The sequence below is a fragment of the Streptomyces albus subsp. albus genome, assembly GCF_000719865.1.
In the GTDB taxonomy this organism is placed as follows: domain Bacteria; phylum Actinomycetota; class Actinomycetes; order Streptomycetales; family Streptomycetaceae; genus Streptomyces; species Streptomyces albus_E.
This window is the reverse complement of sequence record NZ_JOID01000010.1, coordinates 68491-92930: the sequence shown is the minus strand read 5'-3', so window position 1 is coordinate 92930 and position 24440 is coordinate 68491. Positions and strand designations below refer to the sequence as shown.

Sequence of the window (24440 nt, the reverse complement as noted above, 5' to 3'; positions counted from 1 at the left end):
GCCGCAAATGCATTGACGCGCGGCCGGGCGCGTTTCTACGCTGCCGGTCATGACCCCACCCGACCTGCGGCCCGCTTCCCCGGACCCGTCCGCGTACCTGGCCGCCGACGACGTCATCGACCACACGCACCCCCTGGTGCGGGAGACCGCCGGCCGGCTGCGCGCCGGTGCGGGCTCCCCGGAGGCGTACGCCCGCGCGGCCTTCGAGTTCGTCCGCGACACCGTCCCGCACTCCGCCGACACCGGGGACGACCGCGTCACCTGGCGCGCGTCCGACGTGCTGGAGCAGCGCACCGGCATCTGCTACGCCAAGTCCCACGCCCTGACGGCCCTGCTGCGGGCCGAGGGCATCCCCGCCGGTCTCTGCTACCAGCGGCTGGACGGTGTCGTCCACGGCCTCGTCGCGCTCCGGCTGCCCGGGCGGCGGCACTGGGCCCGCCAGGACCCGCGCGGCAACAAACCGGGCGTGGACGCCCAGTTCTCCACGGAGACGGAACGGCTGGCCTTCGCCGTGCGGCCCGGAAGCGGCGACACCGACTACCGCACCCTGTACGCGACCCCGCCGCCCCCGGTCCTGGGCGCCCTGCGCACGGCCGTCGGCCGGGAGGAGCTGTTCCGCCGGCTGCCGGGGGAACTCCCCGAAGACCTCCCGGCCCCGGCCCGGTGACCGGGCCGGGCCGGGAGGTGATGACGGTTCAGTCGTCGTCGCGGGAGCGGACCTGCGCCGGGGCCGGCGCGGTACCGCCGAGATGCGCCGGCACCCACCAGGTGTCCTCCGGGCCCTTGGGCCGGACCGGGTAGGCGCGCTGCGCCGCCTCCAGCAGCTCCTGCACCCGGACCTTGACCCGCTGGGTGACGTTGGCGGCCGAGTCCGCCGGGTCGGCCGGCTCCGGCTCGCCCACCCGGATGGTGATGGGGATGTGGTTCCGTCCCATGTCGCGCGGGCGGCCCTTCGTCCAGATCCGCTGGGTGCCCCACAGGGCCATCGGCAGCAGCGGCACTCCGGCCTCCTGCGCCAGCCGGGCCGCGCCCGACTTGAAGGTCTTCAGCGTGAACGACTGCGAGATGGTCGCCTCCGGGAAGACCCCGATGATCTCGCCCGAGCGGAGCGCCTTCAGCGCGTGCGCGTACGCCTGTTCGCCCTGGGAGCGGTCGACCGGGATGTGCTTCATCGCGCGCATCAGCGGCCCGGACACCTTGTGCCGGAAGACCGACTCCTTCGCCATGAACCGCACCAGGCGTTTCGCGGGGAGGGCCGTCAGCCCGCAGAAGACGAAGTCGAGATAGCCGATGTGGTTGCTGACGAGCACCGCGCCCCCCTCCCGCGGTATGTGCTCGGTGCCCCGCATGTCGATGCGGAGGTCGAGCGCCTTGAACATGGTGCGCGCGAGACCGATCACCGGCGGATAGACGAGTTCTGCCATGCGGGGGGCCCTTCTGTATCCGGGAGGTTCTCCCGGAGAAGTTACGGAGCCGTAGGTTTCCGGCTGCGGCCGATCGTGCCCGATACCGCCACCCGACGGCCACCCCGCCGGGCGTCTCTCCGGGAGATCCTCGTCACGTCCGCCCCGCCGGCTTCCACCGGGTGCCTTCCCCGGTCAGCGGTCCGTACGCCCCGGGACGGCGGCCGGTACGGGAATCAGCGGGGCGGTCCGTACGCTGCATCCGGCACGGACGGTGGGCGGAGCGGCCGGCGGCGGCCGCCGGCGGGGAGGACGGAACAGTGCGGGACCAGGACGGCGCACGGCGCCTGCGGCCGGCGGACCTCGGCGCGGAGCTGGGGGAACGGGCCACCCTCGTCCAGTTCTCCACCGCCTTCTGCCAGCCGTGCCGGGCCACCCGGCGGACCCTCGCCGCGGTGGCGGGCATGGTCGGCGGGGTCGCGCACGTCGAGGTGGACGCCGAGGCGCGGCTGGAGCTCGTGCGGGACCTCGGCATCGAGAGCACCCCCACCGTGCTCGTCCTCGACTCCGGCGGGCGGATCGTCCGCCGCGCGGCCGGTGTTCCGCGCCGCGCCGACGTGATCGCCGCGCTCGGGGAAGCCGTGCGCTGACCAAGATCGTGACTCTGGTCCCATCGGCCGGGGCGGCCTTGACGCTGCGCGCCGCGCCTCGTCAAGCTGGCGTGATGCGGCCGAGAACCCCCCACCCCCGGATGCCGGCGGATCCCGCCCGGCGCGCCCGCGCGCTCTGCCCGGACGGCTGAACCGTCCCCCTTCCCGGCCCTTTCCGTACAACCCAAGGACCCCTTTGATGACGGCCTCGTCCGACCTCGACACGTCCCCGGTCGCGGCCACCGGCCTCCTGCGCTCCGCCTTCCGCCGGCACGCCGCCGGTGTGGCGGTCATCACCGCGCACGCCCGCCGGCCCGCCGGGTTCACCGCCACGTCGCTGACCTCCGTGGCCGCCGAACCGCCGCTGCTCTCCTTCGGGGTGGGGACGGCCTCGTCGAGCTGGCCGGTCATAGCCGAGGCCGGGTACATCGGGGTGCACATCCTGGGGGAGCATCAGCAGGAGCTCGCGGAGACCTTCGCCCGCCGCGGCGCCGACCGCTTCGCCGCGCCCACCCGCTGGTCGTACGGGCCGCACGGAGTTCCCGTCCTGGAGGACGTGCCGGCCTGGCTGGTGGGGCGGATCATCACCCGCGCACCCGCGGGCGACCATCACCTGGTCGTCGCCGAGGTGGTCGCGGGGGACGCCGGCGGTGCCGGACGGCCGCTGGTCTACCACGGCGGTCGGTTCAACGGTCTGCGGGACTGAGCGGGGCGGGAAGGCGGGCCGCCGCTGTGCCCGCGCACCGGCCCCGTCTACCCGTGCGGTGCGGTTGCACACCGTAGCGGAGGTCACAGCTCACCGCCCTTGCACGCGGGCGTCAGGCTGGGTGTACTGGCGAGTAATATATTGCCGGGAGCGCGGGATGTCCCGGACGGGGTCCGGCCCGAGGAGGCGCCTATGCTGCCTCCCACAAGGCAGTTCATGAGAGACGATGCGGTAGGAGAGCCGGCGTGAGCCTGAGGATCGTTGTCTGTGTGAAGTACGTGCCCGACGCCACCGGCGACCGGCACTTCGCGGAGGACCTGACCACCGACCGCGACGCGGTCGACGGCCTGCTGTCCGAGCTCGACGAGTACGCCGTCGAGCAGGCCCTCCAGATCGCCGAGGACGCGGACGACGCGGAGATCACCGTGCTCACCGTCGGCCCCGAGGACGCCAAGGACGCGCTGCGCAAGGCGCTGTCGATGGGTGCCGACAAGGCCGTCCACGTCGAGGACGACGACCTGCACGGCACCGACGTCATCGGCACCTCGCTGGTGCTGGCCAAGGCCGTCGAGCACGTCGGCTACGACCTCGTGGTCTGCGGCATGGCCTCCACCGACGGCACCATGGGCGTGCTTCCGGCGGTCCTCGCCGAGCGCCTGGGCGTCCCGCAGGTGACCCTGCTGTCCGAGGTCTCCGTCGAGGACGGCAAGGTGACCGGCCGCCGCGACGGCGACGCCGCCACCGAGCAGCTGGAGGCCGCCCTGCCGGCCGTCGTCTCGGTGACGGACCTGTCCGGTGAGGCGCGCTACCCGTCCTTCAAGGGCATCATGGCCGCCAAGAAGAAGCCGGTGGAGTCCCTGGACCTGTCCGACCTGGGCATCGAGGCGGACGAGGTCGGCCTCGAGGGATCCTGGACCAAGGTCGAGGACGCCACGCCGCGCCCGCCGCGCACCGCGGGCACGATCGTCAAGGACGAGGGCGAGGGCGGCAAGCAGCTCGCCGAGTTCCTCGCCGGCCAGAAGTTCATCTGAGCCGAGCTTCAGCACCCACCCCGATCCAGACTCGTATCCGCAGGAGAGCATTCCCATGGCTGAAGTTCTCGTCTACGTCGATCACGTGGACGGCTCCGTCCGCAAGCCGACCCTCGAACTGCTGACCATCGCCCGCCGCATCGGTGAGCCGGTCGCCCTGCACCTCGGCCCCGGCGCCGACACCGCCGCCCCGGTGCTCGCCGAGTACGGCGCGGTGAAGGTCCTGACGGCCGACGCCCCCGAGTTCGCCGACTACCTGGTCGTGCCGAAGGTCGACGCGCTGGAGGCCGCGGTCGCCGCCGTCTCCCCGGCCGCCGTCCTGGTTCCGTCCTCCGCCGACGGCAAGGAGATCGCCGCCCGCCTCGCGGTCCGCATCGGCTCCGGCATCATCACCGACGCCGTCGACGTCGAGGCCGGCGACGAGGGCCCGGTGGCCACGCAGTCGGTGTTCGCCGCCGCCTTCACCACCAAGTCCCGCGTCAGCAAGGGCGTCCCGGTCATCACCGTCAAGCCCAACTCGGCCGCTCCGGAGGCCGCCCAGGCCGCCGGGACCGTCGAGCAGCTCGCCGTCACCTTCGGTGACAAGGCCACCGGCACCAAGGTCACCTCGCGCACCCCGCGCGAGTCGACCGGCCGCCCGGAGCTCACCGAGGCCGCGATCGTGGTCTCCGGTGGCCGCGGCGTCAACGGTGCCGAGAACTTCCCGGTCATCGAGGCGCTGGCCGACTCCCTCGGCGCGGCCGTCGGCGCCTCCCGCGCCGCCGTGGACGCCGGCTGGTACCCGCACACCAACCAGGTCGGCCAGACCGGCAAGCAGGTCTCCCCGCAGCTCTACATCGCGGCGGGCATCTCCGGCGCGATCCAGCACCGGGCCGGCATGCAGACCTCGAAGACCATCGTGGCCATCAACAAGGACTCCGAGGCCCCGATCTTCGACCTGGTCGACTACGGCGTCGTCGGCGACCTCTTCCAGGTCGTCCCGCAGCTGACCGAGGAGGTCAAGGCCCGCAAGGGCTGAGCCCTCCAGCGGCTCGCGGAGCCCCGGCGCACAGGACGTGCGCCGGGGCTTCCGCCGTCCGCACACCACCGCCCGGCAGGGCGTCGCCCGCCCCCGGGCGCAGGCTCCGCCCGGCGGCGCGGAGGACCCCGCGGACAGGACCGGGGCCCCGCCCGCGTCCCGTAGGCTTCCCCCGTGGGAGAGGGAGCAGAACGGCCGCGGGGAGAGATCAGCGTTTCCCGCATCGCCGAACTCGCGGGGGTGTCGGCGTCGACCGTGTCGAAGGTGATCCACGGCCGCACCGGAGTATCGGCGGGCACACGGCGGCGGATCGAGGAACTGATCCGCGAGCACGGATTCCGGAAGAACGAGAAGGCTCACACGGTCCCGATCGTCGAGATCGTGTTCCAGGCGCTGGACAGCTTGTGGGCACTGGAGATCATCCGAGGCGTCGAGCAGGTGGTGCGGCCGCACGGCCTCGCGGTGGCGCTGACCGAGAAGCGGGACGGCCACGAGCCGGAGAGCGTCTGGGCGCGGCAGATGCTGGCCCGCCGTCCGTTCGGAGTCATCGCGGTGTCCGCCGAGTTCGGCGGCAGCCGGCTGGCGCAGTTGGCGAGCCGCGGTATCCCGCTCGTCGCCCTGGACCCCACCGGTGAGCCCAGCCGCCCGGTCCCCTCGGTCGGCGCGACCAACTGGAACGGCGGCCTGGTCGCCGCACGCCACCTGCTGGAGCTCGGACACCGCCGCATCGCGATGGTGAACGGTCCCGACGGACTGCTCTGCTGCCGGGCCCGGCTGGACGGCTTCCGGGCGGCGCTCGACGCGGCCGGTCTGCCGCACGGCCCGGAACTGCTCCGCACCGCCCCGCTGTACTACGAAGGCGGCCGGGACGCGGCGGCCGGGCTGCTGCGGCTGCCCGACCGGCCCACGGCGGTCTTCGCGGCCAACGACCTCCAGGCGCTGGGCGTGTACGAGGCGGCGCACGCCGCGGGGCTGCGGGTCCCGCACGACCTGAGTGTCGTCGGCTTCGACGACCTGGCGTTCAGTCAGTGGTCCGGCCCGCCGCTGACCACCGTCCGCCAGCCACTGATGCGGATGGGCGCCACCGCCGCGGAGTTCCTGCTCGACCTGGCCGCCGGACGGGAACTGCGGCACGACCGGATCGAGGTGCCCACCGAACTGGTGGTCCGGGCCAGCACCGCGCCGCCGCCCGGCCGCCCCCCTTCCGGCAGGCCACTGGAGGTCTCGCACACGAGGCCGCACGGACTCCGGCGGCCGCCGGTCTGATCGCGGACCCGGGACGCCGGCGGGGGACCGCCGGCCTCGGACGCCGCCGCGCCGAACAACACCCGGAGGCCCTCGGCCACCTCACCCGGCGGCCCGCCGGATCCGCCCGCGAGGCGTCCAGCCCTCGGGGGCCCTATCCGGCCTTCTCCGCAGCCCAGAACGACAGCCAGGACAGCGCCGCGTTCCAGTTGAGCGCCACTTCGTTCACCGACCAGGCGTTGATGTCGTCCAGGTAGCACTTCTGGGGCTTGCAGCCCGCCAGTCGCTCCTGAGCCACGGGGTCCTGCAGATCGGTGTTCGGGCCGCCCGCCAGGACGCCGGGGGGTGCGGTGGGAAGCGTCGCGTCGAGCTGATGGGCCCAGAAACGGTGGTGCACGTTGCGCGTGGCCCGCTCGCCGTAGCCGGTCACGTAGGAGTGGCCGAAGGGGTTGCGGCCGAACAGGTAGTCCAGTGCCTGGTACACGCCCGCCCGGTACTTGGCCTGCCCGGTGAAGTCGTGGGCCAGGGCGAGCACGTTCGCCGCGTTGGCGACGACGCCGTTGGAGCCCCACCAGTAGCCGCTGGTGGGAGCCGGGTAGCCCTGGCCGGCCGCCCGGGACAGCAGCCGGTCACCGTAGGAGGCGAACGCGGCGCGCGTCGCCGAGACGTCCGAGGCGGGCAGCCCGTTGGGGACCAGTGCGAGGGTCGTGTCCCCGAGGCCGGCCGTCCACCACCAGTCGAAGCCGCCCTCACCGAACCCCTTGCCGCGGAACAGCGGTGAACCGGTCACGTCCGCCCGGTAGGCGGCCGAGCCCGTCGTGGTGAACAACTCCGCGGCGGCCCAGTAGAACTCGTCGGTCACGTTGTCGTCGACGTAGCTCCCGCCGCCGATGTCGTCAGCGGGATCGGCGTAGCGGGCCGGGTCGGCCTTGGCCGCCGCGTAGGCGCGCTCGGCCGCGGCCAGCGCCCGCGCGGAGAAGCCGGCGTCGATCGTCCGCCACACGCGTGCCGCCTGCGCGGCCGTGGCCGCCAGGTTCAGGGTCGCGGCCGTGGTCACCGCGGAGAGCACCCGCCGCTGCGGGTCCTGATCGGGACGCATCGGCAGACTCGTCCAGTTCTCGTCACTGACCTTGTGCCGCACCATGCCCGCGCCGGTCCGGCCCTCGGGCACCTGCATGCTCATCAGGAACTCGACGCCCCAGCGGGCCTCGTCGAGGATGTCGGGCACGCCGTTGCCGCGCTCGGGGATCGCCAGGGTGCCGTCGGACAGGGCCGTCCGGTCGGCGCCGTCGATGTGCAGGGTGCGCTCGTACTCGTTGACGAGCTGCCAGGTCGCGATGCCGGTGTTGACGCCGTACTTGCCGTGGTCGCCCGCGTCGTACCAGCCGCCCCGCACGTCGGAGGTGTAGCCGCAGTCCACCCGGCACGGCACGTTGTCGTCCCCCCGGTTCGGCGGCACGTTCAGGTGCCCGGCCGGCCGGGCGTACCGGCTGCCGGCGTACTGCGACTGGATCGGTGTGCCGCTGCGCTGGTGGTAGAAGAACGCGAGCGCGTCGTACCGCAGCTTCCGGAGCGGAGCCGACGAGATGTCGAACGGACCGCTGTCCGCGCCGGCCGCCGACAGGACGTATCCGGTACCCGCGGTGTCGAACGACGAGAAGTCGATGACGTGCACGGAGTCGCCGGACAGCGAGTCGGGGCCGCGCACGCTCGTCTGCCCGGACGCCACCGTGGTTCCGGAGGAGTCGCGCAGAGTCCAGGTGACCGGGGTGCCGGAGCCGGTCACCACCGTCGCCTGATGGGGTAATCCGGGCACGTAGGCCACTTGGTTGACCTTGACGGCGGGCCCCGGATCCGGGGCCGCGTGTCCGGCGGCGGGCGTGAGGGCGGCCAGGCAGAGAACTGCCACGGCTGTGGTGCCGAGACGCCGGATTCGAGCCCGGTGTCGAGTGCGCACAAGATCCTCCCGGGGATCACGCCGTCGCACCGCACGGGGAGAAAATTTCTCGGTCCAGAGCGACGGCCCAATGTGTGGGAGCGCTCCCAATCGAAAGGCGGAAATGGGAGGAGCGCCGAATTGGCGCTCATCCTGGCGGAGTTGAGGTGGGTCGGTCAACGTTCGTAACAGGCGGAGAAATTTTCTCGGCCGCGTGGGCGGGCCGTGCCGCCACGACGTGCCGTCGCATACCGCAGGGTGGATTCGGGCCGGGGCGGCGGGCCGCTACGCGGGCGGCAGTTCGCCGGAGCCGCGGGGGATCAGCCGGGTCGGGAGGGTCGTCACCTCGGACGGGTCGTCCGCCCCGTCCAGCCGGCGGAAGAGCCGGTCGGCGGCCGTACGGCCCAGCAGGGCGGCGTCCTGTGCGATCACGGTCACCGCCGGGTCGAGCAGATCGGCCAGCTCGAAGTCGTCGAAGCCCACCAGGGCCACCGGCCGGGTCCGGCCGCTGAGTTCGCGCACGACCGTGACCGTCACCCGGTTGTTGGCCGAGAACAGCGCGGTGACCGGCGGCGCGCCGTCCAGCATCGCGCGGGCCGCGGCGCGCACCCGCGCCGGATCGGTCGGGCCGAGCGACACCCACCGCTCGTCCACCGGCAGCCCGGCCGCGGCCATCGCCGCGCGGTAGCCGCGCAGCCGCTCCTTGGCGGTGTGGATGCGCGGCTGGTCGCCGATGAAGCCGATCCGGCGGTGGCCGTGCGCGATCAGATGGGCGACGCCCTCGCGGGCGCCGGCGTAGCTGTCGGTCAGCACGACGTCCGCCTCGATCAGGCCCGGCGGCCGGTCGACGAAGACGGTGGCGATCCCGGCCGCGATCTCCGGCTCCAGATAGCGGTGGTCCTCGCTGGCCGGGACGACGACGAGCCCGTCGACGCGGCGGGCGCAGAAGGCCAGGACGAGTTCGCGCTCCCGCTCCGGGTCCTCGGCGCTGGAGCCGTGGATCAGCAGCGCTCCGTGGGCGCGGGCGGCCTCCTCGACGGCCCGGCTGAGCGGCCCGTAGAACGGGTCGGCCAGATCCTCCAGGACCAGGCCGATGCTGGCGGTGCGGCCCTTGCGCAGGATGCGGGCGCTGTCGTTGCGCCGGAAGCCCAGTGCCTCGATGGCGTCCCGCACCCGCTGGACGGTGTCGGGGGTGACTCCCGGTTCGCCGTTGACGACCCGGGAGACGGTTTTCAGCCCCACCCCGGCGCGTGCGGCGACATCCTTCATGGTGGGCCGGGTGCCGTAGCGGCGTTCGGGAGTGCGGGTGCTGTCGGCCACGTGGCGGATCCTTGGTCTGCTGCGGAGTGGTGGCTGGCAGCATACGGCCTGGACAACGTTGTCAGAAGCTAGGAGACTGATGCATGACGCCCCGACAGCCCAGGCCGGGCGATGAGCGGCCCGGCCCCTGCCCACCGGAGAGACCCCGCCGATGCACAACGACCTCGTGGCCGCCCTCGACATCGGCGGAACGAAGATCGCCGGAGCTGTCGTCGGCGGAGGGGGCGAGATCCTGCGGCGGTCCCAGCGCCCGACGCCCGCGCGGGAGGACGGCGCCACGGTGATGGCCGCCGTCCGGGCCGTCCTCGACGACCTCGCCGCCGATCCCCCGCTCTGGGAGCGGGTCACCCGCCTCGGCATCGGCAGCGCCGGACCCGTCGACGCCTCCACCGGCGTGGTCAGCCCGGTCAACGTGCCCGGCTGGCGCGATTTCCCCCTGGTGGAGGAAGTCGGGCTCGCGGTGGGCGCGCTGCCCGTGGTCCTCGTCGGCGACGGTGTCGCCATGACGGCCGCCGAACACTGGCTCGGCGCGGCACGCGGCCGGGCGAACGCCCTCTGCATGGTCGTCTCGACCGGCGTCGGCGGCGGACTGGTGCTGGGCGGACGGCTGCATCCCGGCCCGACCGGCAACGCCGGGCACATCGGCCACATCAGCGTGGACCTGGACGGGGATCCCTGTCCCTGCGGCTCCCGCGGCTGTGTCGAACGCATCGCCAGCGGCCCCAACATCGCCCGCCGCGCCCTGGAGCACGGCTGGCGGCCCGGCCCGGAGGGCGACGTCACAGCCGCCGCCGTGGCGCGCTCCGCGCGGGCCGGCGACCCGGTGGCGTCCGCCTCCTTCCGGCGCGCGGCGCAGGCTCTGGCCGCCGGTATCGCGGCGACGGCCACCCTGGTGGAGATCGAGGTGGCGGTCATCGGCGGGGGCGTGGCCGGGGCGGGCGAGGTGCTCTTCGCGCCCCTGCGCCGCGCCCTGACGGACTACGCCACCCTCTCGTTCGTCCGGGGCCTGGAGGTCGTCCCGGCGCGGATGGGTGCCGACGCGGGGCTGGTCGGTGCGGCGGCGGCCGCACAGGCGTTCTCGGGCGGTGTGCTGGGGACCCGGCCCCCGGCGTCGTCCGTCTGACAGTGCGGCGTTCCCGCACGGACGGGGCGCCGGCCGGCCTTTGTTGGCCGACGCTTGACCCGCGGCGGGGATGAACGGGCGGAGCCAGGGGAAATGTCCCCGCATACGCCGACGGCACGGCCCATCTCCACGGGGACCGTGACGGCCGTTCCCCGTACCGAACACGAACAAGTGTTTCCGTGGCAGGGTGGTGCGGGCAGTCCCACCGTGGGCCACATCCGAGGGGGAGAGCGTGATCGTCTGGCTGAACGGCGCGTTCGGCACGGGCAAGAGCACCGCGGCGCGCGAGCTGATGGACCTGATCCCCGGCAGCCTGCTCTACGACCCGGAGCCGGTCGGCGACGGTCTGCGGACGATCCTGCCGCGCAAGCGCCTGGAGGAGGTCGCGGACATCCGCGATCTGCCGGCCTGGCGGCGGCTCACCGTGGAGACCGGCGCCGCCGTCCTCGCGGAAGCGCCCGGCGTGCTGATCGTGCCGATGACGCTGCTGCGGCAGGAGTACCGGGACGAGATCTTCGGCGGCTTCGCCTCCCGCCGCATCCCGGTCAGGCATGTGCTGCTGCACACCGAGGAAACGATCCTTCGCCAGCGGATAGCCGCCCGGGAGGACGTCCCCGGCGACCCCGGCGCCTCCGCCTCCGTCCGCGCCCGGTGCCTGGCGCAGATCCCGCCGTACCGCGCGGCGCTGCCCTGGCTCACCGAGGACGCCCACCTCGTCGACGCCACCGGGCTGACCCCGCGCGACACCGCCGAGCGCGTCGCCGAGGCCCTGCGGTCCGGCGCGGGGGCCTGCGAGATCGTCCAGACGCCGCGGCCCGCCGCCGAGACGCTGGCGGCGGGCGTGCTGCTCTTCGACGACCGCGACCGGGTGCTGCTGGTCGACCCCACCTACAAGCCCGGCTGGGAGTTCCCCGGCGGGGTCGTGGAGACGGGCGAGGCGCCCGCGCGGGCGGGGGTGCGGGAGGTCGCCGAGGAGATCGGCATCGAGCTCGACCGGACGCCCCGGCTCCTCGTCGTGGACTGGGAACCGCCCGCGCCGCCCTCGTACGGCGGTCTGCGCATGATCTTCGACGGCGGACGGGTCGCCGAGGACGACGCCCGTCGGCTGGTGCTCCCGGCGGCCGAGTTGCGCGCCTGGCGCTTCGTCACCGAGGAGGAGGCCGGCGCGCTGCTGCCGCCGGAGCGCTTCCGGCGGCTGCGCTGGGCCCTGCGCGCCCGGGAGCGCGCCACCGTGCTCAACCTCGAGGACGGCGTGCCGGTCGGCTGACGCCCGCGGCAGGCCCGCGGCGCCGGCGGTCAGCGGGTCGCCGTGCCCGAAGCACACGGTCTCGCTGTCCGGCGCGGCCAGCCGCTGAAAGGACTCCAGGGCGCGGGCCCGGTCCGTGGTGACGACCACGAGGACCGCCCGCCCCTCGTGGCCGGCGACGGCATCGCCGGTGAACAGCACGCCGTGTTCCGGCGGATGGACGGGCGAACGGGATCCGCCGAGAGCGTAACGCCCGTGCCGCGCGGGCATGGTGCGGTCCGGAACGGAACCGGCCCCTCCGCCCGGCCGGGCTAGGGTCCGCCCATGGACATCGTGGTGTATCTCCTCGTCCCGCTGCTCATGCTGGTGGGCTGGGGCATCGAGCGCAGGATCGAGCAGACCGGCCGCAGGATCGCCCGGCTCGAACGCAAGGTCGACCTGATGATGGAGCAGCTGGGCATACCGGAGGCGGATCCCGGACTGGACCGGGTCCGCGCGCTGGTGCGGGACGGCAAGCGGGTCGAGGCGGTCAGGGCCTACCGCCGGCACACGGGCGCCGGGCTGAAGGAGGCCGTGGACGAGGTGGACCGGCTGGGGGGCCGCCCCTGAGGGACGGGACGCCACCCGGGCCGCTCGTCGTCCGCCGGCCGCACACGCGCGGCCGGCGGACGACCGGCGGGGACTCAAACCGTCTGTGCCGCCGCGTAGTTCAGCAGGAACCGCGCCTCGGTGAGGGAGAGCCGCCGCAGTTCCTCCGGGGAGACGCTCTCGTTCACCGCGTGGATCTGCGCCTCCGGCTCGCTCAGCCCGATCAGCAGGATCTCCGCCTCCGGGTAGAGCGAGGCGAGGGTGTTGCAGAGCGGGATCGAGCCGCCCTGCCCGGCGATCTGCATCTCCTCGCCCGGGTACGCCTCCCGCATCGCCGCGGCCATGGCCGCGTACGCGGGGCTGGTGGTGTCCGCGCGGAAGGGCTGGCCCTCGCCGCACTGCTCCACCGTCACCCGCGCGCCCCACGGGACGTGCGCCTCCAGGTGCGCGGTGAGCAGCTTGGTGGCCTCCGTGGCGTCGGTGCCCGGCGGCACCCGCAGGCTGACCATGGCCCGGGCGCTCGCCTGGACGGACGGGGTGGCGCCGAGGACGGGCGGGCAGTCGATGCCGAGCACGGTGACGGCCGGGCGGGCCCAGATCCGGTCGGCGACCGAGCCGGAGCCCGTGAGCTCCACGCCGTCCAGGACGCGGGCGTCCGCGCGGAAGGCGTCCTCCGGGTACTCCAGGCCGTCCCAGCTGCCGTCGGCCGCCAGTCCGTCCACGGTGGTGGAGCCGTCCTCGGCGCGCAGCGAGTCCAGCATCCGGATCAGGGCGGCCAGCGCGTCCGGGGCGGCGCCGCCGAACTGGCCGGAGTGCAGGTTGCCTTCGAGCGTGTCGACCCGGACGGTCAGCGCCGTCATGCCGCGCAGCATCGCGGTGACCGTGGGCAGTCCGACGCGGAAGTTGCCGGTGTCGCCGATGACGACGGTGTCGGCGGCGAGCAGCTCCGGGTGGGCCTCGGCGTAACGCTCCAGCCCGCCGGTGCCCTGCTCCTCCGACCCCTCGGCGATGACCTTGACGGTGACGGGGACGCCGCCGTTCTCCTTGAGCGCGCGCAGGGCGGTGAGGTGCATGACCAGGCCGCCCTTGCAGTCCGCGGCGCCCCGCCCGTACCAGCGGCCGCCGCGCTCGGTCAGCTCGAACGGCGGTGACAGCCAGGCGGATTCGTCCCCGGGCGGCTGCACGTCGTAGTGCGCGTAGAGCAGGACGGTCGGCGCGCCCTCGGGGCCGGGCAGCAGACCGTACACGGACTGCGTGCCGTCGGGGGTGTCCAGGACGGCGACGTCCCGGAAGCCCTCGGCCCGCAGGGCGGCCGCGACCCAGGCCGCCGCGGCCTCGCACTCGCTCTTCGGGAACTGCGTGGCGTCCGCGACCGACCGGAAGGCGACCAGCTCGGCCAGCTCCGTCCGGGCCCGGGGCATCAGACCGGCGACGGCTTCGGCGAGGGGGGACGGCTGCGGGGACCGCGATGGCATGGGCACGCTCCTCGTGGGTGCGGTGGGCTGGACGGGCCCGTCCGCCGCGGGCGCGGTCGCGCGGTGGGCGTCGGGCGCTGCCGATCCTCCCACAGAGGCCGTCACCGGCCGTGCGCCGTAGGATGCGAGCGGAGAGCCGGGACGACAGTTCGAGCGGGAGCGAAGGCACAGGTGAGCAGCGACAACAGCGCGGGCGGCAGCACACCCCCGGAGGGCACGGACCGCACGGGCCCGGCCCCGGGAGGCACGCCCGCGGAGGGCACGGCTCCGGACGGCGCGGCCCCGGAGCGGGGCGGCGGCGCGGACGTATGGGATGTCGTGGTGGTCGGGGCCGGGCCCGCCGGAGCCTCGGCGGCGTACGCGGCGGCCGTCGCGGGCCGGCGGACACTGCTGCTGGAGAAGGCGGAACTGCCCCGCTACAAGACCTGCGGCGGCGGCATCATCGGGCCCTCGCGCGACGCCCTGCCGCCCGGCTTCGAACTGCCGCTGCGCGACCGGGTGCACGCGGTGACGTTCTCCCTCAACGGCAGGCTGACCCGCACCCGCCGCTCCAGGACGATGCTGTTCGGCCTGATCAACCGGCCCGAGTTCGACCAGGCGCTGGTCGACGCGGCCGAGGCGGCCGGCGCGCGGGTCCGCACCGGGGTGCAGGTCTCGCGGGTGGAGCAGCACGGCCCGGCGGTGCCGGACCGGCGCACGGTGGCCGTGGTGCTGAGCGGCGGCGAGACCGTCCTCGCCCGCGCGGTGGTCGGGGCGGACGGCAGCGCCAGCCGGATAGGCGCCCACGTCGGCGTGAAGATGGACCAGGTCGATCTGGGACTGGAGGCGGAGATCCCGGTTCCGGAGACGGTGGCCGAGGACTGGGCGGGCCGGGTCCTCATCGACTGGGGGCCGATCCCCGGCAGTTACGGCTGGGTCTTCCCCAAGGGCGACACCCTGACGGTCGGCGTCATCTCGGCGCGCGGCGAGGGCGCCGGCACCAAGCGGTATCTGGAGGACTTCATCGGCCGACTGGGCCTGGCCGGCTTCGAACCCAGCATTTCCTCCGGCCACTTGACCCGATGCCGGGCCGATGACTCCCCGCTCTCCCGGGGCCGCGTGCTGGTCTGCGGCGACGCCGCCGGGCTGCTGGAGCCCTGGACCCGCGAGGGCATCTCCTTCGCGCTCCGCTCCGGCCGGCTCGCGGGGGAGTGGGCGGTCCGGATCGCCGAGGCGCACGACGCGGTGGACGCCCGCCGCCAAGCGCTCAACTACGCCTTCGCCATCAAGGCCGGGCTGGGCGCGGAGATGGGGGTCGGCGCGCGGATGCACGCCGTCTTCGCCCGCCGCCCCGGGCTGCTGCACGCGGCACTCACCGGATTCCGGCCCGCGTGGAACGCCTTCGCCAAAGTGACCCGGGGCTCGACCTCGCTCGGTGAGATCGTCCGCACCAACGGGGTCGCGCGGCGCACACTGGCAGCTCTGGACAGGAGCTGAGGCCGAGCCCGGCCGGCGTTCCGCCGGGCGAAGGCCCCCCGTTGTCCCCGCCCGGCGCGCACTCCCCGCTCGGGGAGCCGCTGGGCCGGGGCGGCCCGCGGCCGTTCTCGCCCACGCGGTGCAGGCGTGGTCCCAGCTCTTCGGGCTGGTGAGCTTCGAGATCTTCGGCCAGTTCAACCGGATGATCGAGGCACGGCCGGAGTTCCTCGACCACGCGGCGGCCCGGCTGGGGGAGTTGATGGGCCTGCCGGGGCGGCGCGGGCGTAGCGGCGTCCCGGGCGCGGGAACGGAACGCCCGGCGGGGATCTCAGGTGCGTGGGTGATCGCCGGTCGCGCCGTCGATCAGTTCGCGGAGGATGTCCATGTGCCCGGCGTGCCGCACCGTGTCCTCCAGCATGTGGATCAGCACCCAGCGCAAGGACACCTCGTTGCCGTTCCAGGAGGTGCCCAGGGCATCGAGCGGGAGTTCGCGGACGGCGCGGTCGGCGGCGGCCCGGGCGCGGCCGTAGAAGTCCACGATCGCGGCGGTGGTCTCGTCCGGCGCGACGGTCATGTCCTCGTTCTCGAAGGGATCGAACCAGAGCGGCTCCGCCTCCCGCCCGAACGTGTCGCAGAACCAGCCGTATTCGACGGTGGCGAGGTGCTTCACCAGGCCCAGCAGGCTGGTGCCGGAGGGCGTCATGGGCCGGCGCACCTGCTCGTCGTCCAGCCCGTCGAGCTTCCACAGCACCACATCGCGGTGCCGGTCGAGACCGGCGTGCAGGCTCTGCTTCTCATCACCGTCGAACGGCACGTGTCGGGTCATGCCGGGGAACGTAACAGCCGGGTACGACAACGCCGGCGGAAACGGCGGCGGGGTCAGCCCGTTCCCGTCCGCCGCCAGAAGCGGAGGAGTTCGCGGGCGAGCTCCTCCGGGGCCTCCTCGGCCATGTGGTGGCCCGACGCGACGGGGCCGCCGCACAGGTCGCCGGCCCAGTCCCGCCACACGGCGAGGACGTCGCCGTAGAGGAACTCCATGTCGTCGCCGGTCGCCCAGAGGACCTGTACCGGACAGCCGATCCGCCGGCCCGCCCGCCGGTCGTGGTCGTCGTGCTCCCGGTCGGGGCCGAGGCCGGCGCGGTAGTCCTCGCACATGGCGTGCACCGTCGCCGGGTCGTGGAGGGCGGCGCGGAGATCCTCGTACGCCTCCCGGCCCATCGTCCCGGGCCCGGCCCGGTACCAGGCGTCCGGGTCCGCGTTGATGACGTGCTCGGCGGGCTCGGCCGTCTGCCCGAGGAAGAACCAGTGCCACCAGGCGGTGGCGAACCGGGCGTCGCACCGGCGCAGGGCCTCACCGATGGGGACGGCGTCCAGAACGCTGAGCGAGCGCACCGTCTCCGGGTGGTCGAGGGCGAGCCGCGTGGCGACGTAGGCGCCCCGGTCGTGGCCGGCCACGGCGAAGCGCTCGTGGCCGAGCGACCGCATCAGGGCGACGCAGTCACCGGCCATGGCGCGCTTGCTGTACGGGAGATGGCGGCTGTCCGTGGGCGGCTTCGACGACTGGCCGTAGCCCCGCAGGTCGGGGCAGACGACGGCGTACCCGGCCGTGGCGAGCAGCGGGGCCACCCGGTGCCAGGTGGCGTGGGTCCGCGGATGGCCGTGGAGCAGCAGGACGGCGGGTCCCGCGCCGCCGTGCCGGAAGCGAAGCCGGATGCGGCCCGCGTCGTCCACGGCCCGGGTGCTCAGGGTGAAGTCCTCGAACATGTCGCTCCCTCGTTCGGGGCCGGGGCGCGCTGCGGCGTCGGGAAGGAACGGGCCGCGCACCGCGCCGGAGGCCGTTTCCCTCGCTGCGACGGCGGTTGTCCGGCGGACGGGACCCCAAACCCCCGGGCGCTTGCGGCCGGCCCGTTGCGGGCGCGCCGCCGGCCGCCCGCCTCCCGGCGTCCGGTCCGTGCGTGCCCGCGCGCCGTACTCACGTCCGCCGGTCAGTCGCGCCGGTCCGGTGCCGGCTCCGGGCGTCGCCGCGGACCGGACCGGACCGGGATCGCGGATGTCGGAGCGGCACGGTAGAAACGTGGTGCGTACGGGCGTGGCGAGGATCCGGGCGGACACCGGGCCGCGCCGTGACGGAAGGCGTGGGGGCGGTCGGCGGCGCTCCCCGACGGGGACGAGGGGGACTCGTGCTGAAGCTCTACTACCGGCTCGTGTACTGGAAGAGACGAGCCGGACGGACGACCGGGCGGACGCCCGGGCGGCGCGGCCCCGCGCGGCGGCGATACGCCGCCGGGAGCCTGCGCGTGCGGATACACCGGCTGCGGCCCCTGTGGGTGTTCGCCGCCATCGTCGCCGTCGTCCTGGTGGCCTCCGCGGTGGTCGGCGAGTGGACCCGGCCGGAGTACGGGACCGGCATGCCGTAGCGCGGACGGTGCCGCCCGGCCGGGGCGGCGCCGCGACGCCGTCCCGGGGCGGGATGCGACCCCGTGCCGCCGGCCGTGCGCCCTCCCGGGCCGCGGCCGGACCGCCCGGCCGCGGCCGTACGCCGTCTTCGTGGCGGTGCCGCCCTGCCGTCGCGGTCCGGCGGCGCTTCGCGGATACGGTGGCGGCAGCCGCCGGCAGGCCCGCCGGGGTATCCGGACATCCGGGCGGGGCGCCGGCCGTACGCCGTTCCCGCGCTCCCCGCGCCGTCGCGTCGCAGCAGCCGGAGAGGGGCGGGCCCCGGTCTCCGCACCGCCGTCCCGGGAGTTCCCCATGACCCGACCCGGAGTTCTCCGTCCGGGCTCTCCGGCCGGGCGGCTGGTGCTGGCCGCCGCGGTGCTCGGCTCCGGTATGGCGATGCTGGACGGCACCGTCGTCACGGTGGCGCTGCCCAGGATCGGCGCCGAGTTCGGTGTGCCGCTGTCCGTGCTGCAGTGGACGGTCAACGCCTACATGCTGACCCTCGCCGGCCTGATGCTGCTCGGGGGAGCGCTCGGCGACCGCTACGGCCGGCGGCGGGTGTTCGCGCTGGGCGTCGTCTGGTTCGCGGCCGCCTCCGTGCTCTGCGGACTGGCCTGGACGGACACCGTTCTGATCGCCGCGCGGGCTCTGCAGGGCGTCGGGGGAGCCCTGTTGACCCCCGGCTCGCTGGCGCTGATCCAGGCGTCGTTCCGCCCCGAGGACCGGGCGCGGGCGGTCGGGCTGTGGTCGGGGCTCGGCGGGGTGGCCGTCGCCGTCGGTCCGTTCCTCGGCGGCTGGCTGGTGGACGGGCCCGGCTGGCGCTGGATCTTCTACCTCAACGTGCCGCTCGCCGTCGTCGTCCTGCTCCTCACCCGAAGGGTGCCGGAGAGCCGCGACCCGCTGGCGGCCGGGCGGTTCGACATCACGGGCGGTGTGCTGGCGGCGCTGTCGCTCGCCGGCGTCACCCACGCGCTCATCGAGGCACCCGGCGGTCCGGAGGGGGCCACCGCCGCCGCGACCGCCGCCGGCGGTGTGCTGTGCGGTCTGCTGTTCGTCCGTCACGAGCGCCGCACACCACGGCCGATGCTTCCCCCGGTGCTCTTCCGGTCCCGCCTCTTCACCTGGGTCAACGTCGTGACGCTGTGTCTGTACGCGGCGATCGGCGGGGTGTTCTTCCTGCTGCCGACCCAGCTGCAGAACGTGCTCGGCTACGACGCGATGGAGGCCGGGATCGCGTCACTGCCGGTCACCCTGCTGCTGATCGTGCTGTCGGGACCGGCGGGAGAGCTGGCGCAACGCACCGGTCCGCGGCTGCCGCTGACGGTGGGGCCGCTGGTCGCGGCGGTGGGCGTGCTGCTGCTGGTCCGGGCCCGGCCGGACAGCTCCTACTGGCCGGACGTGTTCCCGGCGACCGTTCTGCAGGGCCTGGGGATGAGCCTGTTCGTGGCGCCGCTGACCGCGACCGTGCTGGCCGCCGCCGACACCGGACGGGCCGGGACGGCCAGCGGCGTGAACAACGCCGCGGCCCGGGTCGCCCAGCTCCTCGCCGTGGCCGCGCTGCCCCTGGCGGTGGGCCTCTCCAGCGACGAGTACCGCGTCCCGGAGGCCATGGACCGGGCCTTCGGCGCCGCCCTGCCGCTCTGCGCCGGGCTGATGGCCCTGGGCGCGCTGCTCTCCCGGCTCACCATGCCCACGGGACGGCTGGCCGGGGACGGCGAGGAGCCCGAACGGCCCCAGGCCACCGCGTACTGCGGGCTCACCAGCCCGCCCCTGGAACCCGGCCGGCCGGACGGGCGGGCCGGGCCGCCCCCGGAGCCGCGGGACTGAGCCGGCCGGCGAGGCGGGCGGAGGGTGGCCGGCGGCCCGGACGCGCGGGGTGCGGACGCGAGGCGGGCCGGAGCCTGCGGCCGCCGGGTCCGGCGGCCCGCCGGCCCGCCGGGCCGGGAACACGGCGGGACGGCCACGGAAGGTACGGGCCCGTAACCGGGACAAGCGGGCTTTCATGGAAGCTTTGACTACCTGTCAGGCACTCGGTAGCGTTCCGGCGCACAGGGCCCGGCGGCCGCGGGAGGACTCGTGCGCCCCGCGCGGCGCAGCACCGGATGGGGGTGGCCCGGTGGGCCTTTTCGAGCAGGGGCGTTCCTTTCTGGACGCCCTCCCCGCACAGGACCGGACCGCGCTGATCGGGCTGGGCACCGCGCGCCGTTACGCACCGGGAGAGGTGCTGATGCGGGAGCGCGACCGCACCTCCTTCGTCGTCGCCATCCTCAAGGGCTGGGCCACGGTCTCCGTCGACACCGAGCGGGGCGGCCGGCTGATCCTGGCGGTCCGGGGAGCCGGGTCGGTGGTCGGTGACCTCGCGGCCGTCGACCGGGGTCCGCGCAGCGCCACCATCACCGCCCTCGGCCCCCTCGACACCCTCGTCATCCCCGGCGACCGGTTCCGCGGCTTCCTGGCCTCCCACCCGGCCGCCAACGGCCCGATCATGCGGCAGCTCAGCTCCCGGCTGCGCAGCTCCGACGGCGAACGCCGGGCCCTGGCCTCCGAGACCGTCCTGCGGCGGCTGGCGGCGCGGATCGTCGAACTGTCCGACCGGGCGGGCGCCTCGGCCGAGGGCGGCGGAGTGGTCATCGCCCTTCCCATGCCCCAGCACGACCTCGCCGCCGCGATCGGCACCACCCGGGAGGCCGTCGCCAAGGCGCTGCGGCTGCTGCGCGAACAGGGCGTGGTGAGCACGGCGCACCGCCGTCTGGTCGTGGAGAACCCCGTACTGCTGCGGCTCCTCGCCCGCGGCGAGTCGGCCGGCGAGTCCGGGGAGACCGGCGGGGCGGGGTAGCCGGCGGGGCCGGGCGGGCCCGGCGGACGGGGCGGCAGCGGCGAATTCGCCGAACTGTGTAAACGGCTACGGACGCGAGGCCGTGACCGGGCCAGTCTGGTCCCGTCGAGCAGGCACGCCGCCGAGGAGTACCCGTGAGGACCAGACAGGCCGTCGACCGGCTGATCGTCAGTGTGGGTGTGGAGGGTTCATCCCAGCGCGACCCGCGCGGCAGGCCCCACCCGCACGACGTGGTCCACCGGCTGATCGAGGACGCGCTGTGCGCGGTGGGCCTGACGACGGACCGGGCGCACCCGGAGCACCGCGGCGACGGGCTGCTGCTGGCGACCGGCCCGGAGACTCCGCCGGAGACCCTGGTCGGCCCGTGGCCGGCGGAAGTCCACCGGGGGCTGCGCGAGTACAACCGCAGCGGCCGCCCGGACGACCGGCTGCGCCTGCGGATCGGCATGCACGCCGGGCCGGTGGCCGGCGACGGCCGCGGACTGTCCGGCCCGGCCGTCGACCAGGCGCGCGGGCTGTGCGACAGCGCCGCCGCGCGCCGGGTCCTGGCGGCGGCGCCCCGTTCGGACCTGGTGTTCGTCGTCTCCGACCGGCTGTACCAGTCGGTCGCCGCCGGGGGAGGGCGGTCCACCGGGCGCGAGCACTACCGGCCCGCGCCGGTGGAGGTGGAGCAGGCGGGGCTGACCGCGTGGTTCCACGTCCCCGGACTGCCGGTTCCCCCGCTGCCCGCGGCGGGACCGGCCCACGCCACCGGGAACCCTTCGGGGGAGGGTTCCCGGACGGGCGCGCCCGGCGGTACCGGAGAGACCGGCCAGGAGAAGGACCGGCCACCGGTACCGCCGGGGCCGCGCCGGGCGGCGCCCGCGTACGCCGTTGAGCAGGGCCGCGGGGACGGCGCGGTGGCCGCCGGCGGCACCGGCGGGACCGGCCCCGGCGCGGGCGGCCACGGGCGGGAGCGGCGCACGGGCGGAGACGAGGCCCGGTGAGCCACGAGGAGCCGGGCGCGGCACCGGCCGCCGGCAGCGGGGGAGCCGCGGCAGCCCCCGGCCCGGACGGGCGGAGTGACGGCGAGGCCGGTGCCCCGTCCGCGTGGCCGCGCGCCCTCCGGCGGCCGCACGAGCCGGCCGGCGGCGGGACCGGAGCGGACGCGGGGCCCGCGGTGCGCGCGGCCCGCGCCAACCTCCCGGTGCAGGAGCCGGTGACGGGCCCGGGCGGCGTGGCGGGCGCCGCCCCCGCCGACGGTCTCCACGCCGACGGCGTCCACCGGTCCGGCGGCCGCCCCTCCCCGGTCTCCGGCGCCGTACCGCGGGAGGAACTGCGCGCCCTGCGACCGGTGTTCGCCGAGCCCCCCGGATACCCGGAACTCCGCGGCCTGCTGGCGGAACAGCGGGTCATCGCGCTCTGCGGCGACCCCGGCACCGGCCGCGACCACACGGCGCTCGCCCTCCTCGACGACCTCACCCACGGCACCGTCGAACGCATGGGCCCGCGCACCGGGCTGGACCGGATCGCCGGGACGGACATCCGGGACGGCCACGGCTACCTCGTGGGCGCCACCGGCGAGGACCCCGCGGCACGGAGCGGTGCCGGCGCCCTCCCGGCCGAGGCCCGCCTCGACCGGCTGCGCGACCTGCTCACCGCACACGACGCCTACGCCGTCCTCGTCGTGGACGCGGGCGGCCTCGCCGACGAACTGCTGCGCGGCCGCTACGGGGTCCTGTTCCGGCCCCCGGACGCGGAGAGCGTGCTCCGCCGCCGTCTGCGCCCGCTCCTCGGCACCGGAGGCCCCGAAGCCGTCGACCGCGCCGTCGCCACCTTCCGCGGTGAGGACGTGGCCGCGGCCCTGGGACTGGAGCGCTTGCGCCCCCACGAGGCCGTCACCCTCGCCGCCCTGCTGGCGCGGCACGCAAAGGGCGAACTGACGGACGACGGACTGCGCGCCGAGTGCGCCGGGTTCGCCGCCCGGCAGGCCCGCGCCTGGTTCGCCGGAGCCGGCCGCGGCGGCAGCCTCGCCACCGCGCTGACCACGCTCCGCCCCGCCGCCTTCCGGTGCGCGCTCGCCGTGTACAGCGGCGCGCCGTACAGCGTCGCGGCCGAGGCCGCCGAACAGCTGGCCTGGGAGTTCGCCGCGACCTGGGCGCCCGAGGAGGTGCCCGGCCGGCCGCTGTTCACCGAGGACCTCCGGGCCCGGCTGGCAGCCGCCCGAGCGGTCCTGGAGGACGGGACGGTGCCGCTCGGGGACATCGAGGTGCCGGTGCGCACGGTCCGCTTCGAGGGCCGCGCGCTGTCCGCGGCGGTCCTCGGCCACCTCTGGGACGAGCACCACAACGCGCGCGGCCCGCTCTGCCGCTGGCTGCGCACCCTGTGCGACGACACGCGGGCCGCCGTCCGGACCCCCGCCGCGGTGGCCGTCGGCGCGCTGTCCCGGCGCGACCATCCGTACGCGCTGGCCGAGCTGGTGCTGCCGATGGCCGGCGCCGACTCCGCCGCCCAGCGGACGGCCGCCGCCCTGGCGACCGCCGAGGGCGCCCGGCACGAGGCGGTGCGGGGAGCGGCACGGGACCTGGTCCGCGGCTGGGCCCGGGGCGGGGACCCGCTGCGGCGCCGTACCGCCGCGCTGGTGCACGGCTACAACGTGGTGGAGGAGTCGCTGCCGGCCACCCTCGACGAGCTGGGCCGGCTGGCGGGAAGCGCGGAGGGCCGGGGCGGCGGCGCGACGGAGACGGACCGGGGCCTGCTGGAGGACGCCGCCCGCAGCGTCGTCCGCCTGCTCGCCGGCCCCGCGCCCGGTCCCGTCCTCACCCGGATCGAGCGCTGGTCCGGCGACGGGCGGGCGGGCCACTGGGACCTCGCCCTGCTGGCCGTGACCGGCGCCGTGTCGGCGCCGGCAGGGGCACAGTGGGGGACGGCGGACGGGGCGGAACCGGAGCCGGAGCCGTATCGGAGCCGCCCGCCGGTGGCCGCCCTGCTCGCGGCCGGACCGGGGGAGCGCCACCGGCTGGCCGGCCTGGTGCGGCGTGCGCTGGACACCGGCCGGTACCGCGACGCCGTGCTCACCGCGCTCGCCGGCTGGATCCGACGCGGGGAGCGCGACCCGGCGCTGCTGGACGGCCTCTGCAGGTTCCTGCCGCTGCTGGCCGCCGACGCACCCGGCCGGGAACACCTGCGCCTGCTGGCGGACCGCCTGGAGCGGGACCCCGACGAGCCGCTCCGCCCGGCGGTGACGGCCCGGGTCCGGGACGCCATGGCCCCGGGAGGTGACCGATGACGACGACGCCATCGGCGGGCGGAGGGCCGCCGGCCGCGAGTCCGGCGTCCGGCACTCCGGCGCCCGGGGGGCAGCCGAGCGGGCCCCCCGACACCGGAGCCGCGGATGCCTGCGGTGACCGGCGGCCGGCCGGGCCCGGCCCGCACCTCGTCGCCGAGCGGCTGCTCAACGCCGTGCGGGAGGAGATGGGCCGGGCGGACACCAAGGCCTCGATCCTGCTCTCCGGGGCGATGGCGGTCCTCGTCATGGTGCTGACCTGGTACGGGGAGGAGCTGACCGCCCTGCCCGCGGCCGCCGCCGCGGCCGGCGTCCTGCTGTGGGCCGCCGGGGTCGTCATGCTGGCGGCCGTGGTGATGCCGCGCAGGCGACCGCCCGGGCGCCCGGTGGCCGCGCAGACGGCCGCCGACGGGAGCTTCTTCGCCGACCTGACGAAGTTTCCGGGCGGGGCGCGGGCGGAGGCGCTGCTGCCCCGGGTGGCGCGGGCGGGGCGTGAGCCGCAGCGGTGGATGGTGGAGCAGTCCTGCACCCTGGGGCTGATCCTGGCGGTGAAGTACCGGTGGCTCCGGCGGGGCGTGCTGTGCCTGGCGGCCGGCGGGACGCTGCTGCTGGCGGTCCGGTTGCTGCAGTGACGGGAGCCGTGACGGGAGCCGCCCCTTCCGCCCGAACGGAGCGTCCCTATTTTGTTCAGGGGCGGCACAAAGTGA

At 75.3% G+C, this 24440-nt stretch carries 22 protein-coding genes and 1 pseudogene; 17 read left to right on the top strand and 6 right to left on the bottom strand.

Translation table 11 applies throughout. The features are described 5' to 3' along the window. The first annotated feature begins 49 nt into the window (after nucleotides 1-49). Nucleotides 50-667 (top strand): transglutaminase-like domain-containing protein, encoded by a 618-nt coding sequence (locus IF83_RS0112450; RefSeq protein ID WP_030544189.1) that lies wholly within the window; start codon nucleotides 50-52, stop codon nucleotides 665-667. 28 nt (nucleotides 668-695) lie between these two features. On the opposite strand, the gene IF83_RS0112445 is transcribed toward IF83_RS0112450, so the two are convergent. After that, nucleotides 696-1424, bottom strand: coding sequence for a lysophospholipid acyltransferase family protein (locus IF83_RS0112445; protein WP_030544188.1), 729 nt, complete (start codon nucleotides 1422-1424; stop codon nucleotides 696-698). Between the two features lie 299 nt (nucleotides 1425-1723). On the opposite strand from IF83_RS0112445, the gene IF83_RS0112440 reads away from it, so the two are divergent. The 5 genes from IF83_RS0112440 (at nucleotide 1724) to IF83_RS0112420 (ending at nucleotide 6074) form a co-directional block, all read left to right on the top strand. Beyond that, nucleotides 1724-2053: a TlpA family protein disulfide reductase gene (locus IF83_RS0112440; RefSeq protein WP_030544187.1), complete on the top strand. Its 330-nt coding sequence runs from the start codon at nucleotides 1724-1726 to the stop codon at nucleotides 2051-2053. Nucleotides 2054-2252: 199 nt separating this feature from the next. Continuing rightward, nucleotides 2253-2759, top strand: coding sequence for a flavin reductase family protein (locus IF83_RS0112435; protein WP_030544186.1), 507 nt, complete (start codon nucleotides 2253-2255; stop codon nucleotides 2757-2759). A gap of 245 nt (nucleotides 2760-3004) precedes the next feature. Beyond that, nucleotides 3005-3790 (top strand): electron transfer flavoprotein subunit beta/FixA family protein, encoded by a 786-nt coding sequence (locus tag IF83_RS0112430; RefSeq protein WP_030544185.1) that lies wholly within the window; start codon nucleotides 3005-3007, stop codon nucleotides 3788-3790. Between the two features lie 55 nt (nucleotides 3791-3845). After that, complete coding sequence (locus IF83_RS0112425; RefSeq protein WP_030544184.1) at nucleotides 3846-4808, top strand: electron transfer flavoprotein subunit alpha/FixB family protein; 963 nt, start codon at nucleotides 3846-3848, stop codon at nucleotides 4806-4808. 174 nt (nucleotides 4809-4982) lie between these two features. Further along, nucleotides 4983-6074, top strand: coding sequence for a LacI family DNA-binding transcriptional regulator (locus tag IF83_RS0112420; RefSeq protein ID WP_051722701.1), 1092 nt, complete (start codon nucleotides 4983-4985; stop codon nucleotides 6072-6074). Nucleotides 6075-6207: 133 nt separating this feature from the next. Here the strand turns inward: IF83_RS0112420 and IF83_RS0112415 are convergent, their stop codons facing one another. Continuing rightward, nucleotides 6208-7962, bottom strand: coding sequence for a glycoside hydrolase family 9 protein (locus tag IF83_RS0112415; RefSeq protein ID WP_208605874.1), 1755 nt, complete (start codon nucleotides 7960-7962; stop codon nucleotides 6208-6210). 312 nt (nucleotides 7963-8274) lie between these two features. Further along, a complete protein-coding gene (locus IF83_RS0112410; protein WP_394297322.1) occupies nucleotides 8275-9258 on the bottom strand; it encodes a LacI family DNA-binding transcriptional regulator in 984 nt (327 codons plus the stop codon). A 202-nt stretch (nucleotides 9259-9460) separates the two neighbouring features. Here IF83_RS0112410 and IF83_RS0112405 point away from each other — a divergent pair, with 202 nt between their 5' ends. The 3 genes from IF83_RS0112405 (at nucleotide 9461) to IF83_RS0112390 (ending at nucleotide 12287) form a co-directional block, all read left to right on the top strand. After that, nucleotides 9461-10432 (top strand): ROK family protein, encoded by a 972-nt coding sequence (locus IF83_RS0112405; protein WP_030544180.1) that lies wholly within the window; start codon nucleotides 9461-9463, stop codon nucleotides 10430-10432. Nucleotides 10433-10664: 232 nt separating this feature from the next. Continuing rightward, entirely contained in the window at nucleotides 10665-11699 is a 1035-nt protein-coding gene (locus IF83_RS0112400; protein WP_030544179.1) for an NUDIX hydrolase, read from the top strand. Between the two features lie 303 nt (nucleotides 11700-12002). Beyond that, a complete protein-coding gene (locus IF83_RS0112390) occupies nucleotides 12003-12287 on the top strand; it encodes a hypothetical protein (protein ID WP_030544178.1) in 285 nt (94 codons plus the stop codon). 74 nt (nucleotides 12288-12361) lie between these two features. On the opposite strand, the gene IF83_RS0112385 is transcribed toward IF83_RS0112390, so the two are convergent. Then, complete coding sequence (locus IF83_RS0112385) at nucleotides 12362-13741, bottom strand: dipeptidase (RefSeq protein ID WP_030544177.1); 1380 nt, start codon at nucleotides 13739-13741, stop codon at nucleotides 12362-12364. 318 nt (nucleotides 13742-14059) lie between these two features. Here IF83_RS0112385 and IF83_RS0112380 point away from each other — a divergent pair, with 318 nt between their 5' ends. Both IF83_RS0112380 and IF83_RS33715 read left to right on the top strand, forming a co-directional pair. Further along, nucleotides 14060-15217: a geranylgeranyl reductase family protein gene (locus IF83_RS0112380; RefSeq protein ID WP_051722710.1), complete on the top strand. Its 1158-nt coding sequence runs from the start codon at nucleotides 14060-14062 to the stop codon at nucleotides 15215-15217. Continuing rightward, nucleotides 15156-15431 (top strand): annotated as a pseudogene (locus tag IF83_RS33715) (TetR-like C-terminal domain-containing protein); the annotation flags it as partial. The gene IF83_RS0112380 and the pseudogene IF83_RS33715, both read left to right, overlap by 62 nt. A gap of 93 nt (nucleotides 15432-15524) precedes the next feature. Here the strand turns inward: IF83_RS33715 and IF83_RS0112375 are convergent. Together IF83_RS0112375 and IF83_RS0112370 are read right to left on the bottom strand one after the other, a co-directional pair. After that, on the bottom strand, nucleotides 15525-16022 hold the full coding sequence (locus IF83_RS0112375) for a DinB family protein (protein WP_030544175.1): 498 nt from the start codon (nucleotides 16020-16022) through the stop codon (nucleotides 15525-15527). Between the two features lie 53 nt (nucleotides 16023-16075). Further along, complete coding sequence (locus IF83_RS0112370) at nucleotides 16076-16960, bottom strand: alpha/beta fold hydrolase (protein ID WP_030544174.1); 885 nt, start codon at nucleotides 16958-16960, stop codon at nucleotides 16076-16078. 416 nt (nucleotides 16961-17376) lie between these two features. On the opposite strand from IF83_RS0112370, the gene IF83_RS0112365 reads away from it, so the two are divergent. The 6 genes from IF83_RS0112365 (at nucleotide 17377) to IF83_RS0112340 (ending at nucleotide 24365) form a co-directional block, all read left to right on the top strand. Next, complete coding sequence (locus IF83_RS0112365; RefSeq protein ID WP_051722700.1) at nucleotides 17377-17613, top strand: hypothetical protein; 237 nt, start codon at nucleotides 17377-17379, stop codon at nucleotides 17611-17613. 331 nt (nucleotides 17614-17944) lie between these two features. Further along, nucleotides 17945-19459, top strand: a complete 1515-nt coding sequence (locus IF83_RS0112360; RefSeq protein ID WP_030544172.1) for an MFS transporter — start codon at nucleotides 17945-17947, stop codon at nucleotides 19457-19459. Nucleotides 19460-19748: 289 nt separating this feature from the next. Then, nucleotides 19749-20468 carry a Crp/Fnr family transcriptional regulator gene (locus IF83_RS0112355; RefSeq protein ID WP_030544171.1) on the top strand — a complete coding sequence of 240 codons (720 nt, stop codon included), beginning with the start codon at nucleotides 19749-19751 and terminating at the stop codon, nucleotides 20466-20468. Nucleotides 20469-20602: 134 nt separating this feature from the next. Continuing rightward, complete coding sequence (locus IF83_RS30190; protein WP_051722699.1) at nucleotides 20603-21454, top strand: nucleotidyl cyclase domain-containing protein; 852 nt, start codon at nucleotides 20603-20605, stop codon at nucleotides 21452-21454. Then, the gene (locus IF83_RS0112345) at nucleotides 21451-23736 is read left to right on the top strand and encodes a hypothetical protein (protein WP_051722698.1); all 2286 of its coding nucleotides are present in this window, start codon (nucleotides 21451-21453) and stop codon (nucleotides 23734-23736) included. The genes IF83_RS30190 and IF83_RS0112345 overlap by 4 nt, the downstream gene beginning before the upstream one ends. After that, on the top strand, nucleotides 23733-24365 hold the full coding sequence (locus IF83_RS0112340; protein ID WP_051722697.1) for a Pycsar system effector family protein: 633 nt from the start codon (nucleotides 23733-23735) through the stop codon (nucleotides 24363-24365). Before IF83_RS0112345 ends, IF83_RS0112340 begins: the two co-directional genes overlap by 4 nt. Nucleotides 24366-24440: the final 75 nt, after the last annotated feature.

Excerpts from the sequence above, each read along its gene's own strand:
- IF83_RS0112405 (WP_030544180.1), top strand. The coding sequence starts at position 9,461 with ATGCACAACGACCTCGTGGCCGCCCTCGACATCGGCGGAACGAAGATC.
- IF83_RS0112425 (WP_030544184.1), top strand. The coding sequence starts at position 3,846 with ATGGCTGAAGTTCTCGTCTACGTCGATCACGTGGACGGCTCCGTCCGC.
- IF83_RS0112375 (WP_030544175.1), bottom strand. The coding sequence starts at position 16,022 with ATGACCCGACACGTGCCGTTCGACGGTGATGAGAAGCAGAGCCTGCAC.
- IF83_RS0112445 (WP_030544188.1), bottom strand. The coding sequence starts at position 1,424 with ATGGCAGAACTCGTCTATCCGCCGGTGATCGGTCTCGCGCGCACCATG.
- IF83_RS0112390 (WP_030544178.1), top strand. The coding sequence starts at position 12,003 with ATGGACATCGTGGTGTATCTCCTCGTCCCGCTGCTCATGCTGGTGGGC.
- IF83_RS0112385 (WP_030544177.1), bottom strand. The coding sequence starts at position 13,741 with ATGCCATCGCGGTCCCCGCAGCCGTCCCCCCTCGCCGAAGCCGTCGCC.
- IF83_RS0112410 (WP_394297322.1), bottom strand. The coding sequence starts at position 9,258 with ATGAAGGATGTCGCCGCACGCGCCGGGGTGGGGCTGAAAACCGTCTCC.
- IF83_RS0112435 (WP_030544186.1), top strand. The coding sequence starts at position 2,253 with ATGACGGCCTCGTCCGACCTCGACACGTCCCCGGTCGCGGCCACCGGC.
- IF83_RS0112360 (WP_030544172.1), top strand. The coding sequence starts at position 17,945 with ATGACCCGACCCGGAGTTCTCCGTCCGGGCTCTCCGGCCGGGCGGCTG.
- IF83_RS0112450 (WP_030544189.1), top strand. The coding sequence starts at position 50 with ATGACCCCACCCGACCTGCGGCCCGCTTCCCCGGACCCGTCCGCGTAC.
- IF83_RS0112340 (WP_051722697.1), top strand. The coding sequence starts at position 23,733 with ATGACGACGACGCCATCGGCGGGCGGAGGGCCGCCGGCCGCGAGTCCG.
- IF83_RS0112370 (WP_030544174.1), bottom strand. The coding sequence starts at position 16,960 with ATGTTCGAGGACTTCACCCTGAGCACCCGGGCCGTGGACGACGCGGGC.